This window comes from Spirosoma profusum (assembly GCF_014699005.1).
In the GTDB taxonomy this organism is placed as follows: Bacteria; Bacteroidota; Bacteroidia; order Cytophagales; family Spirosomataceae; genus Spirosoma; species Spirosoma profusum.
In genome coordinates this window covers 24,846-37,721 of sequence record NZ_JACWZY010000021.1, presented here as the reverse complement: position 1 = coordinate 37,721, position 12,876 = coordinate 24,846, and the positions used below count along the sequence as shown (strand labels likewise).

Below are 12,876 nucleotides of genomic sequence, written 5' to 3'. Positions count from 1 at the left end.
TGATCAAAAACGCGACAATCGATTATAGCTGTAACCACGATACTCAGGAAGATGTGCTTTGGTGGCGAAAGGGCGAATTCTTTATTCTCAACTTCAACTTTACTCCCTTTGTCACCGAGCAGATCCAGCGATCCAAGCACGTTACGGCCTTTAAATACCAAGGCAAATTTGGCATCATCGACCCTGACTTGGTGCTGAAAGTGCCGGTGGCGCTCGATGCCGTTGATGTCGATTATGCCTATTCAGGTCAAGGCATGCAACGCGTACAATATGGAACTAAGTACGGGTACGTGAGTCCCCTGACGGGTGAACTGATCGTTCCTTTCAAGTATACCGATACACGCAAGCCAACCAACGGGTTATTTTAGGTCAAGAAGAATGGCAAATGGGGTTGTATTGACAAAACTGGCCAGCTACGCATTCCCCATTTGTACGATGAAGCGACCGGCTTTACCGCTGAAGATCGTTCAGCCGTGGCCATTCAGGGTAAATTTGGCCATATTGACAAGTCGGGTAAGGTGCGCACGCCATTGACCTATGATTTTGCCTCGTATTATCAGCATGGCCTCTCGATGGTTCGCATGAAGGACAAATACGGCTTTATCGATACGACCAACCGGTTGATCATCTACGATGAAGCGTTCCCCTTTGACCGGGTAACGACGATTGTTGAGCGCTACTGGATTCGGTATGAGCTCTCCCTGGATGGCAGGGAGAAATTTACGGGTTTCTCCTACAAGCTGGATGCCGTATTGATTATCCTGGGTCTCCTGCTATTTATCTGGCTCAGTAGTTTAACTCAACGGATGATCAGCAAGTTTAGGCCGGTACGGTAAAAGTGACAGATTATTGATTGTGAACTAGGGTAGGCAATTCCGTGTCAAGAACCTTACTTGAAGGCTCGTTTAAAAAAGGTTAAATCCACATATACCAAACCGTTTTCATCGTTGTAACGATTGTATTCTGAAGACTCGTCCCAATCCTATTCGGTTGGTGCTTGGGGCTTAAGGCTACAGGAGGCTACCCATACTTCCTTTTTAATGATTTCTTGTAGCACCCATTCGCCTTCAATACTCAGTTGCATCAGGCAATGCACGTAGACCGACTCTTTTTTACCGTATAGCGTTACCTTCACCTCGGCCTGGTTTTTCTTTAACGACGACGAATCCGCATGATGAACGCCATACCCATTAGCTTTACCCCGACGCCTTCTGATCCAGGAATCTTTTTTTAGAACAGCAATAGCCGCTTCAACGGCATCGGTTTCGATGACCGGATAGATCGTGATCACAAGGCTGGCACCAACCTGGGCAATCCGGGCTAGTGTTGCCGGCAAAAGTTCTTGATGAAAGGCCCAGGGCCTATCACCGCAATCATAACCGATATTGAATTCACGGATCGTACAGGCCGACCAGAGATCCCGGGCTGGTTGGTCGAGGCTTTCAATGGCCGTGAGCATTGCCGCAATGTAAGGATCTGGCTCAGGAAAAGACTCCTCGGCCCCGATTTGGGCGGACCACAAACCCTGCCAGGGGCCACTGAGATACGCCCAAAGCCCTTGTTTCTCCAGCGCATGGGAAAGGGGAGTCAAATCGACGGGTGCCCGAAGGTCGAGGTCAGTCGTGATGTAGTGAATTTCATGTTTCATGGCAGCGCATCAATGCCGTCAACGGGTTCAGGGAGCCTAACGCCCCGAACTTATAGTGAATTTAAGCATATTCTATTACCTTATAGAAATCAGATAGAAAGTATGGTAGGATCTACACGCCCCAAATGCATTAACTACCCCCTGAATCACTTCTATACTCGTAAACGTACGCCTATTACTAATGCTTAATGTGGCCTTAAACGGGTGGCTAGGAAACCTTTTAGCAATGGACGTTGTGAAAATGTTACAAAGTGATGAATTCACCTTGAAGAGCATACCTTTTATAGAGACCAGGTTTTCGGCTATCTTTCGGTAACCATCTCCACTATCCATGGCCGCACTCTTGTTCAAAACTCAACTCGTCAACCAGGCTGGTGTACCCACAGCCGAGTTCGCACGGATCCTATTTGGCGTTGACACCCCAGACGAAAAGGAGAAAACGTTTCGGGCTATTTGTAAAACGGCTTACCCCCAACTGCGTATTCAGGAGCCGTTGAGCATTTCACCCGCTAAACTTGACTGATGCTTATCTTGGCGCCCAGTTCTAGTCCGTCAATAAGAGGGTAAAGTCATTTACGTAGCTTGGGCTCCTAGGTTATATAAAACCTTAAAAGCGTCTGTATTCCTGGATCGATTCGGTCAAGAGCATACAATGATGGCTTTCAATAGAACAAATGGTCACAAGAACGCCCGCATATTGTCGCGATTGACCCCCATCAGCTTAGCTCACCTGGTTTACTTTTGCATAAACAGTAAACCAGGTGAGCTAACTCCATGAGAACAGTATCATTCACTATGAATATTAGCCTGGACGGCTATTGCGATCACACGATGTTCAATCCCAGTGAAGAAGTGCTAGAATATTTCACTGAAACGTTGAGGGAGGTAGATTTGCTATTTTTTGGTCGTGTAATGTATCAGCTTATGTTTCCCTATTGGGCTGACGTGGCCCAAAATCAATCCGGCACAGCGGCTGAAAATCGATTTGCTGAGCGCCTGACAGCGATCGACCGAGTGGTGATGTCACACTCATTAGACAGCGTAGATGAGAAGACACGAATTGTTAGGAGCAATCCGGCTGAAGAACTCCAGAAACTGAAGCAGCAACCGGGCAACAAAATTTCGGTAGATAGTATAAGCTTACTCCCGGAATTAATTCAAGCCGGTGTGATCGATGAATTTCAATTAGTTGTCCATCCGGTGCTGGTGGGGCAGGGGAGAGCTTTGCTTCATGTGGGGAGCCTTCAGGAAAGGCTTCAGTTAAAGCTGGTTAATACCATTGCTTTCCAATCCGGTAGTACGGCGCTTCACTACTTGAAACAGTGACAGAAAATTAGCCGGTCGAATTACTAGTATCAGTTTCCTACTAGACGCGATAAGCGTAACCTTAGTTAAAGGCTCGTTTAATAAACGTTAAACTCACTTGACGTATCGCTTATTGAACGTTCGTTTAATAAACGTTAAACTGAATACATCTGTGTTTTGCTAAGTGGTAGCCGTTTGCTTTTGGACTGAAGTACCAATTTCAACCCCGCGTAGACGGAGATACTTATACAGGGTGGTTTTAGAGATGTGTAACTCGCGGGCGATTTGTTCGACCGAGTACTTGGCTTCTTTGTAAAGACTTTCGCCGATGCGGGCTTTCTGCTCACCAGCTTTGGATAGCCCTGTGCGTCGGCCTAAGAGTTGACCGCGTCGCCGGGCGGAGGCTAAACCGGCTAAAGTCCGCTCCCGAATTACTTCCCGTTCAAACTCGGCTAGACTGGCAAAAATGCGAAAAACCAGCCGACCTTGCGCCGTGGTAGTGTCGATGGGATCGTTCAGACTCACTAGCCCAATATGTTGTTGCTCCAACTGAGTGACGATCTCAATCAAGTGATTTAGGGAACGGCCTAGTCGCCGGGCGGCCGGCGCCGTCCAGTTTCCAAATCATCAATGTATCCCCCTCCCGGATGATTTCAAGAAGCCGATTTAATTCAGGCCGTTCGGTTTTAGATCCACTGGCTTTTTCCTGAAAGATTTTCGAGCAACCGGCGGCAGTAAGGGCATCTAGCTGAAGGGCCAGATTTTGATCTTGCGTAGAGACGCGGGCATAACCTAACTTCATGACGTACTAGTGTCTATCTCACGTCAAGGACGTGAATGGGAGAAATCTATTGTCGATCAAGGAAGCAGGTTGTTGCTTTTGAAGGTACAGAATTATCAGTTTATAAGGCTAAAAAAATGATCCCTTTAAGTTTTTTTAGAAAGGGGCTCACCTTTAAATGACTGATCTAATGGATTAATCATCAATCACGTCTGAAACCGTTCACGAAAAGGTTACATTTCATGATCAATCACTATGAATAGTACAAATTAAGAAGAGCCAAGCAGTTTTCAATTCTAAGAATCGCATAACAGAAAAATGCAAAAGGTAGCAAAATTAACGACCAATCAAGTGTAAAATGAACTTACTAGAGTTCAGATCTGATGGATCAGTTGATCACGCATGAACATAAAAACGTTTACGAAAAATAGTCAGCAATAGCCATCGTTAAGGTATAAGCACCTAGCTTATATCGGCCCTATAATAGTTTTCCCGTTGAATAATAGTTCCGTTAAGGCCGGTAAGCATCGCTAACTGTCCTATGTGCGAGGCCAAATCTAATAGGGGTCCCTGTAGTAGTCGTCCACAAACGTCATCCTCAATCTGGTGGGATTCTATTGCTGTCCGCAGTTCTCCGAGTCCATTGATTAAGCGGTCCCGTTCAGGCTCAAACGGTAAAACTTCAGGAATCGGACAGTTAAAATGACCTTGCTGAATCATCGTTCTGGTTTTGACGACCAGATCATACATATGATTCAGGATTTCATTCGGACTTCGGGTATGTGAGTTTAGCTTATACCCGCCAAAGCTGTCAGTTGAGCCAGTGGTCGCTTTGATGAACCGATAGGCTAACGCTTTGACGGCATGGGCTAATAAGTCATTAGCGCTCATAAAAAGTGGAATTTGGCTGGAGATGTGACTTAAAACGGCTGCTTGTCATTGGTTCAGGCATAGTGGCAGAACACCTTCTCAGCCTGGCCAAGCTCATTCAATTGAAAGACTTCGCTAGCCAGTCGGCCATTTACCGACGTGTAATAGATGACCAGCGTGTGAACACCCACAAAAACATGGTGCAGGGTAAAATGCAGGTCGGGGTAAGTGCTCAGGCCTACTTGAAAATAGCGTTCCAGATCACCTTTGCTGGTGATACAGCCTGTTTCATTAAACGTTAGCAGCGGAATGAACGGCGAATAAAATTCCAACTCATCGGCATAGTGCGCCATAATGGCGGCCAGGTCATGAGCATTAAAGGCACCGATCCATTCATCGGCAAAGTGGAGGGCCTGTTCCTGAGTCATAGCGTAGATTCTGTTGTTGATCCGTTTTGATCAATGGGTTGATCCGACTTTAGGTATCCATCCGTAAAATGTTCTTTACGTTTCGGTTGAGCAAATTTTTGAGCGTTATATTGCCCGGATTCACCTCTTGGAATGGAGAGTGACGTCCAGTTTTGGGCCAGCATTTTCCCCAGAAATACCAGTTGGCCAATGTGATACGGATAATGGGCTAACTGCCGGTTGATGGCTTCCAGCACCGTATGACCCTGATTTCGAATATAAATGGTTTTACTTAAGTCTTCTTCCCGGAGCGATTGCAGCGTATTTAAAAGCGCGCGCCAACCTTCATCCCATTTCTGAAGCAATTCGGCTCGGGACTGAATATCAGTAGCAAACTCGCCCTCCCGGTCGCGCCAGCTTTTTTCGCCATCGGTGGTCAGAAAATCTGTCCAACGACTCAACATATTCCCCCAAAGGTGCTTCACCAGGATGGCAATGCTGTTGCTTTCGGCGTTGTATTGCCAGAAAAGGGCATCATCCGGAAGTTGAGCCAATGTTTTTTCGCCAAGTAATTTATAATACTCAAACTGGCGGATCGCGCTTTGTAAGTAATCGCTCTGCATCGGGTCGGTTAGGGTTTTGGTAAAATTAATCTCGATTTTTTAAGAAGCTTACCGTAAAAATGAGCTATCAAATCGACCACCTCATCCATTTCATCCAGCGTGTTAAAATAGTGGGGCGAAAGTCGAACCAGCCAGTTTATACCTTTCCGTCCAAAATCGATCAGGGCCGAATTCGGGTACTGTACCGTAAACACTACCCGACCGTGTCGCAATGTGGCATCAAGGGTCGATAACGGCTGGCGAGCCGTGTGAAAGGTTAGCAGGTTGCTTTGGCAGGAACCCCAATCGAGTAAGGTAATACCGTCGATCTGTTCCAGGCCTGTTCGGAGCTGGTGCATCAGCCGTTGGTTCTGCCGGGCAATAGCCTCTATACCGACCTGATTGGCATACCCAACCGCTTCGGCCAACCCCACACTCAGCAGCGAAATCTCCTGGGGTTCAAATCGGCGGGCACCCAACTGTAAGGCATAGGTGTCTGGCTCAGTCCAGGTGGCGGCCCGTCGATCAATAAACAGGGGCGAAAGTCCCTCCGCCAGCACCCGATCCGAAACATAAAGGAAACCCGTATTACGTGGTCCACGCAGAAACTTACGGCCCGTGGCGACCAGAAAGTCAGGCTGAATACGGCTAACGTCGAGCGGCAACTGCCCCACCGACTGAGCCGCATCCAGTAAATACCAGACACCGTATTGCTGGCACAGTTTGCCTATTTCCTCCGCCGGAAGCACCAGACCCGAGTTTGTTGGGATGTGGGTTATCGCCACCAGGACCGGTCGGTGCGTTCGTATCAACTCCTTGGCATGCGTCAGGTCCAAGTCACCGTTTGGCAGGTTTTGAATCCGTAGTAATTTAATGCCTAACCGATGCTGCATGGATAGAAAGGCTAGCTGGTTGGACACGTAATCGTTCGTTGTGGTCAATATGGTATCACCTTCCCGAAACGGGATAGCCGACAGGGCCTGAAAGGTGGCATGGGTAGCACTGTAGGCAAAGGCAATATGTTCGGGCTGGGTGTTCAAAAGCCGGGCTGTTTCCTCATAAAACCGGCCAATCTGTGCCTGTCGTAGTCGTTCGGTTTCATACCCGCCTACCTGGGTTTCCACCTGGAGATAATCCTGCATCGCCTGAACGACGGGCTGCGGCATCAGGGAAGCGCCGGCACTATTGAGAAACAGGCTATCTTGACAGCCCGGCGTGTCGGCTCGTAGTTGAGCGATATCGAGAATGGTAGTACGTTGGGGTTGCATAGCGCAAAAAAAAGCCACAAGGCTGTACGGAAACAGACACACTTTTGGGTTTGCGGAACCATACAGATTATCTGAATAAGAATTGTGAAAACCCAACAAACTGTACGGGCTTTTTTTGCAAAATCTGTATGGTAATACGTACAGATTGGACGACTACTTTTGTCCTGTAAACTAAAATCAGTGCCCATCATCTCGTCTATGCGTGTATCGACTCCCAGGTATCAGCAGATCGCTCGTCAATTAGGCGATAAGTTACGAGGGGGTACGCTCGCGGAGGGTGACAAGCTCCCATCCGTGCGTACGCTTAGTCAGGAACTGGGTGTTAGCATCAATACCGTTCAACAAGCCTATTATTGTCTGGAGGCCGAAGGATTGATCGAAGCCCGTCCTCAGTCGGGGTACTATGTCCGAACGCTGATCGATCGGCTGGGTAATGTACCACGCCGATCGGCACCCCAGGCCACGGCCCGCCAGCCGCTTCAGGCTGATCAGGAGTCAATTTTATTGAGACTGATGCACCAGCAGCGACAACCCGGCTGGCTTCCTTTCTCCCTAAGTGTACCCGCTCCTTCGCTATTGCCGGTTGGTAAATTAATGAAGGCGCTCCAACAGGCTCAGCGCGAACTGCCTCATGGTGGAATTGAGTACGAGTTGATGACAGGCAATGCGGCTTTACGTCGGCAAATTGCCCGATATGCGCTCTTCTGGGGTAGTCCGCTAACCGACGAGGAGATCATTACCACGGAGGGGTGCACAGCCGCCCTGACATTATGCCTGAAGGCCATTACCCAGCCGGGCGATACCGTTGCCGTAGAAAGCCCGATCTATTTTGGTATCCTTCAAACGATCCTCTCGCTGGGCCTGAAGATACTTGAATTGCCAACTGACGCCCTGACCGGCGTTGATCTGGACGTGCTGAAAAGTCATTTGCAAGCTGGACATGTACAGGCCTGTTTGCTGGTGCCCAACTTCAGCAACCCACTTGGCTGCTGCATGCCAAACGCCCACAAACAACGGCTGGTGCAGCTAATGGAAACCTATCAGGTACCCCTCATTGAAGATGATCTCTACGGCGACCTTCATTTTGGGCCGGATCGCCCCCTTCCCTGTAAAGCCTTCGACCGGCAGGGGCTGGTCTTATGGTGTGGGTCCGTCAGTAAAACCCTGGCGCCTGGTTACCGGGTGGGGTGGGTCGCACCAGGAAGTTATTTTGACGCGTTGCTTCAGGTGAAGCGGTATCAAGCCGGGTTCTCACCGGGAATAACCCAGCAGACCGTGGCTAATTTTCTGGCCAACGACCGGTACGAATTGCATTTGCGTCGGCTCCGGCAGCGGCTGAAAAGCAACTGCCAACGCTACCAGCAGACGATTCGGGCCCATTTCCCTTTTGGCACGCGCATCAGCGAACCACAAGGTGGCTTTACCTTATGGGTAGAAACCGATGCCCGGGTGGATACGCTGGTGCTTGCCGACCAACTGGCTCCGCATAAAATCAGCATCATGCCGGGCAGTTTATTTAGTCTTCAGCCGCAGTACGCCAACTGTATGCGGCTCAGCTACGGCCTGCCCTTTGACGAACGCGTGGCCTGGGGGCTGCAAACAATTGGACAGCTTATTCACCAACAGTTGAAGGTATGAAATTTCTACACTGGCGAGCGGTTTGGATGATCGCAGCGTTTACCACTTTTCTATCGATTTGCCCGCCTGCAGCTGTCTGTCTGGGAAACTCGGTGCGCGGACAGTACCAAAAATTTGAATACCAGATACCCATGCGCGATGGTGTTAAACTGTACACCGCCGTTTATGTGCCCCGCCGGGCGTCGACCGGGAATACTTACCCATTTCTGATGCAACGGACTTGTTTTGGGTCGACGCCGTATGGCTCCGAACAGTATAAAGCTGCCCTGGGACCATCGCCCACGCTACAGGCTGATGGGTACATTTTTGTCTATCAGGATGTACGCGGCCGATGGGCTTCCGAAGGGCATTGGACCAACATGACGCCGGTTGTCAGTGACCACCCGAACGCATTAACTTCTAACGCGATTGACGAAAGTACGGATACCTATGACACCATTGACTGGCTACTCAGCCACGTTCCCTATCACAACGGCCGCGTCGGATTGTGGGGCATGAGCTATGCGGGATTTTATACACTGGCGAGTTCCATCAATGCGCATCCGGCCCTGAAAGCTTCTTCACCCCAGGCCCCCATTGCTGACTTGTTCCGGGATGACATTCACCACAATGGGGCCTTCACTCAGGTCTATCTACATGCCTATCCGTTGTTCGGTGACCGCTCAACCGGACCGACCATCAAGCCCTGGTTTCTGTCTGAGTGGATTCAATCGGAGGGCCAGACCGAGTTTACCTGGCATCGGCAGTTGGGTCCGTTGGCTAACGCCCGGCAGTATCTAGCCCGAAATGCATTCTGGCAGCAAACAGTGGCGCATCCTGATTACGACAACTTTTGGCAGGAACGTAATATTTTGCCTCACCTGCAGCATGTTCGGCCCGCCATGCTGATCGTTGGGGGCTGGTTCGATGCCGAAGACCTATACGGGCCACTGAGTATTTATAAAACACTGGCCCAAAAAAGTCCGGAATCGCGGCCGATGCTGGTGATGGGGCCATTTGGCCATCGGGGCTGGTCGGAAGAAACGGGCCATACCCTGCATAATGATCTGTATTTTGGCGACAGTCTGGCGACCTATTACCAACGGACGATTGAAGCTCCCTTTTTTCACCATTATCTGAAAGGAACTGGTGACGGCAAAACGGGGCTACCCAACGTCTGTCTGTTCGATACAGGACTAAAGAGCTGGCGAACCTTTGCCGGGTGGCCCGCATTAGGCTGGCCCGCATCGGCCAGCCGTTCGGTAAGGTGGTATTTAACCGGCAGTGGCCAACTAAGCGCGCAGACGGCTAAGCCGGTTCGCTTTCGGGAATATACCAGCGATCCAGCTCATCCAGTCCCTTACAGCGAAGCAAGCCTGGTAGCCGAACCTGATTTTAGTGCGTTGGCCAGCTATATGTCGGCCGATCAGCGGTTTGCCAGTGAACGGGCCGACGTGCTGACGTTTAGAACGGATATGCTCGCGGAAAATCTAACCGTGGGCGGAGAGATAACAGTCCGGTTGAAAGTCAGTACAACGTGTACTGACGCCGACTGGGTCGTGAAGCTGATTGATGTGTATCCACCTGATGAACCAAATCACCCCTATCTGTCCAATCCCAAAACGCAGTTAGCTAACTATCAGCAGTTGGTCAGGGCCGATGTCATGCGCGGACGGTTTCGCCATAGTTTTGAGAAGCCGGAGCCCTTTACGCCGAATCAAGTCACCGAAGTAACTTTCCAGCTTCAGGATGTACTGCACACCTTTAAAAAAGGACATCGGGTCATGATTCAGGTGCAAAGCAGTTGGTTTCCGCTGACTGATCGAAATCCGCAAACGTTCGTGGAAAACATCTATAAAGCACGGGAGAGTGATTTTAAACCAGCTCGTCATCGGCTATACAGTGACTCATTCGTGGAAGTTTCTTGGTTACCCTAACGAATTAGTTTATTGGCCAGACTGATACGTTATTTCCAACGGCTGTCTATCCCTAATTACTAGTCATTCATCGTCCATGAATCAATCGAATCGCTCCTGGAATGCGGATCTTTATCAGCAAAAACACGCCTTTGTCTTCCATTTTGGGGCCGACGTACTGAATTTACTTGACCCAAAGCCTGGCGAACGTATCCTTGATCTTGGCTGTGGGACTGGAGAACTTACCGCCCGAATCGCCGAAAGCGGGGCCGAAGTGATCGGCCTGGATGCTTCGCCTTCGATGATTGCGAATGCCCGGCTATCTTTTCCCCATCTCAGCTTTCAAGAAGGTGATGCTCGGGATTTTAATACGGATCAGCCATTTGATGCCATCTTCAGCAATGCTACGCTCCATTGGATCAACGAAACCGAGCAGCCATCCGTCCTAGCGGCTGTTTTCAGGGCGCTCAAACCAGGTTGCCGTTTCGTTGCTGAACTGGGAGGTCGGGGTAACGTGGCACGCATCCTGAACGCATTAGCGAAGGCTTTAAATGAGTTGGGCATGAACGACCCGGTAAATCCGAATTTCTTCCCGAGCGTTGGGCAGTACACAACGATGCTGGAGACGGCTGGTTTTTCCGTTACGCTAGCGCAGTTTTTTGACCGGGATACCCCGCTGGCTGATCCGGAAACGAGGCTAAGCGACTGGATTGCCATGTTTCGAGGGGACGTATTGGCCGCTCTTTCTGATCAAGATCGACAAACAGTATTGGCGGCCGTAAACGACAAGCTTCGCCCCACCAATTTTCGCGATGGCCACTGGTTCGCTGACTATAAACGTCTACGTTTTGTCGCCCTAAAACCACTTGACCCCTAACTCTATTCCATGCAAAAGCCTATTTACATTATTGGCGTCGGTGCCATTGGCATGACCTTAGCCGTGTTGCTGAAGCAGGCAAGTAAAGAAGTTATCCTGATCCGTGGTCGTCAGGATAGTCGGCCGGAAACCCAAGACGCCAGGATCACCCTTGATTTTATCGACGGAATTACTCTGGAGGCTACCGTTCCGATTTCGACGCTGGACCAGTTTATGGTATTAGATGGGTTTATTTTGCTAACCACAAAAGCATACGGCAACCCGGAACTGGCCCAACGATTAATCGGAAAGACAGGTAAGTCGCCCATAGTCCTGTTGCAAAACGGCCTGAGAATTGAAGAGCCGTTTATAGACGCTGATTTCCCCGAAGTATATCGGTGTGTGTTACTGGCGACCAGCCAGGTTCAGGCCCCGTACAGCGTTCGTTATAAACCTGTAGCGGCTTCACCTATTGGTGTGATTCGCGGCCATGAATCTAGTCTGGCTGAACTCATTGAGCAGCTTAACACAGCGCAGTTTCCGTTTCGGATGGAGGAAGCCATTCAGCGAGCCGTCTGGGAGAAGGTTATTAGCAATTGTGTTTTCAATGCCGTCTGTCCACTCCTTGGCGTCGACAATGGTATTTTTCATCGGAATGCATTGGCACTGGCTTTAGCGCGAGAGATCATCGATGAATGCCTGGCCGTGGCCAATGAAGTCGGTATAATGCTGAATCGAATGGACGTGGAGAATCGGCTGCTCCAGATCAGTCAACGTTCAGACGGACAGCTTATCTCGACGTTAGTCGATATTAACCAGGGCCACCCAACCGAAATTGAGTCACTGAATCTAGCCGTAGCCCGCCTGGCACAACGGCTCGGCAAACCTAATTTGGCTAATCGAACCCGGCTGCTGGGCGAACTAATCCAGTTAAAGTCAGCACTGAGCCAGGTTCCATAGAAACTGACTGAGCCGAATGACAACACTGTGTTCTGATAATCGACTACAGTAATCAGGGGCTTACTACTAAATCTTACTGTCGAAAAATCAACACTATAGTCTTATGTATGTGAGTTGACCAGCTTCATAGATATCAGCTCCCGGACTAATATATTATCTTAATAGGTAAGTCATCCAAATAAAGTACTATTTCACGAATGGATAAGTGCTACCTATTGAGATGACAATCTCGTACTTTAGTACAAATCAGTTTCTTTTATAAAACGATCACGAAAACGCTCTCCAAATGAACGCTTATCCTTGCTTATAAAAATATTGGATTCCTTGGTTTAAATGCCAGAAAGCGTACAAGGAAGGATTACTCACTATAAAAAGTGCAAATTATAAATATTACTGCTGGTCACTATTATATTAATAGCTATATTGGTAAAATACTATTTTCAAAATAACGAATCTAGGACCTAGTTGATAAGCAAATGTTCGTCTATTTGTATGTCTTAGTTTGTTTGTTACTATATGAATATTCATGCACCTTTGAACACCGATGTCCAACTGTTACTATATAAACGAGCGTCAATAGCGGAACATCTGAGATAAAATCTTTTGTCGCGTTTCGTTCACATGCATATGTAGGATTTTAGAAAAC

15 protein-coding genes are annotated in these 12,876 nt (G+C 48.9%); 8 read left to right on the top strand and 7 right to left on the bottom strand.

Annotated elements, in window-relative coordinates; genetic code table 11:
• Positions 1-53: 53 nt before the first annotated feature.
• Together IC229_RS35390 and IC229_RS35385 are read left to right on the top strand one after the other, a co-directional pair.
• Entirely contained in the window at positions 54-368 is a 315-nt protein-coding gene (locus tag IC229_RS35390; RefSeq protein WP_223834124.1) for a hypothetical protein, read from the top strand.
• Positions 369-395: 27 nt separating this feature from the next.
• Positions 396-836 (top strand): WG repeat-containing protein, encoded by a 441-nt coding sequence (locus tag IC229_RS35385; protein ID WP_317171617.1) that lies wholly within the window; start codon positions 396-398, stop codon positions 834-836.
• Positions 837-982: 146 nt separating this feature from the next.
• Here IC229_RS35385 and IC229_RS22070 read toward each other — a convergent pair whose 3' ends face one another.
• Positions 983-1,648 (bottom strand): hypothetical protein, encoded by a 666-nt coding sequence (locus IC229_RS22070; RefSeq protein ID WP_190889194.1) that lies wholly within the window; start codon positions 1,646-1,648, stop codon positions 983-985.
• 331 nt (positions 1,649-1,979) lie between these two features.
• Here IC229_RS22070 and IC229_RS22065 point away from each other — a divergent pair, with 331 nt between their 5' ends.
• Both IC229_RS22065 and IC229_RS22060 read left to right on the top strand, forming a co-directional pair.
• Entirely contained in the window at positions 1,980-2,171 is a 192-nt protein-coding gene (locus IC229_RS22065; protein WP_190889193.1) for a hypothetical protein, read from the top strand.
• Positions 2,172-2,422: 251 nt separating this feature from the next.
• On the top strand, positions 2,423-2,974 hold the full coding sequence (locus IC229_RS22060; protein WP_190889192.1) for a dihydrofolate reductase family protein: 552 nt from the start codon (positions 2,423-2,425) through the stop codon (positions 2,972-2,974).
• 159 nt (positions 2,975-3,133) lie between these two features.
• Here IC229_RS22060 and IC229_RS36295 read toward each other — a convergent pair whose 3' ends face one another.
• From IC229_RS36295 to IC229_RS22035, 6 genes are all read right to left on the bottom strand, one after another.
• Positions 3,134-3,523, bottom strand: a complete 390-nt coding sequence (locus IC229_RS36295; RefSeq protein ID WP_449451362.1) for a recombinase family protein — start codon at positions 3,521-3,523, stop codon at positions 3,134-3,136.
• Positions 3,516-3,755 (bottom strand): recombinase family protein, encoded by a 240-nt coding sequence (locus IC229_RS36290; RefSeq protein ID WP_449451361.1) that lies wholly within the window; start codon positions 3,753-3,755, stop codon positions 3,516-3,518. The genes IC229_RS36295 and IC229_RS36290 overlap by 8 nt, the downstream gene beginning before the upstream one ends.
• A gap of 441 nt (positions 3,756-4,196) precedes the next feature.
• Positions 4,197-4,625, bottom strand: a complete 429-nt coding sequence (locus tag IC229_RS22050; RefSeq protein ID WP_190889191.1) for a hypothetical protein — start codon at positions 4,623-4,625, stop codon at positions 4,197-4,199.
• 53 nt (positions 4,626-4,678) lie between these two features.
• Positions 4,679-5,032 (bottom strand): nuclear transport factor 2 family protein, encoded by a 354-nt coding sequence (locus tag IC229_RS22045; protein ID WP_190889190.1) that lies wholly within the window; start codon positions 5,030-5,032, stop codon positions 4,679-4,681.
• The gene (locus IC229_RS22040) at positions 5,029-5,634 is read right to left on the bottom strand and encodes a DUF1572 family protein (protein ID WP_190889189.1); all 606 of its coding nucleotides are present in this window, start codon (positions 5,632-5,634) and stop codon (positions 5,029-5,031) included. The genes IC229_RS22045 and IC229_RS22040 overlap by 4 nt, the downstream gene beginning before the upstream one ends.
• Positions 5,635-5,642: 8 nt before the next feature.
• Positions 5,643-6,881: an aminotransferase class V-fold PLP-dependent enzyme gene (locus tag IC229_RS22035; protein ID WP_190889188.1), complete on the bottom strand. Its 1,239-nt coding sequence runs from the start codon at positions 6,879-6,881 to the stop codon at positions 5,643-5,645.
• 198 nt (positions 6,882-7,079) lie between these two features.
• Here IC229_RS22035 and IC229_RS22030 point away from each other — a divergent pair, with 198 nt between their 5' ends.
• The 4 genes from IC229_RS22030 (at position 7,080) to IC229_RS22015 (ending at position 12,230) form a co-directional block, all read left to right on the top strand.
• Positions 7,080-8,519, top strand: a complete 1,440-nt coding sequence (locus IC229_RS22030) for an aminotransferase-like domain-containing protein (protein WP_190889187.1) — start codon at positions 7,080-7,082, stop codon at positions 8,517-8,519.
• Positions 8,516-10,435 carry a CocE/NonD family hydrolase gene (locus IC229_RS22025; protein WP_394355975.1) on the top strand — a complete coding sequence of 640 codons (1,920 nt, stop codon included), beginning with the start codon at positions 8,516-8,518 and terminating at the stop codon, positions 10,433-10,435. The genes IC229_RS22030 and IC229_RS22025 overlap by 4 nt, the downstream gene beginning before the upstream one ends.
• 76 nt (positions 10,436-10,511) lie before the next feature.
• A complete protein-coding gene (locus tag IC229_RS22020; protein ID WP_190889186.1) occupies positions 10,512-11,291 on the top strand; it encodes a class I SAM-dependent methyltransferase in 780 nt (259 codons plus the stop codon).
• 9 nt (positions 11,292-11,300) lie between these two features.
• Positions 11,301-12,230, top strand: coding sequence for a ketopantoate reductase family protein (locus IC229_RS22015; protein ID WP_190889185.1), 930 nt, complete (start codon positions 11,301-11,303; stop codon positions 12,228-12,230).
• The last annotated feature ends 646 nt before the right edge of the window (positions 12,231-12,876 follow it).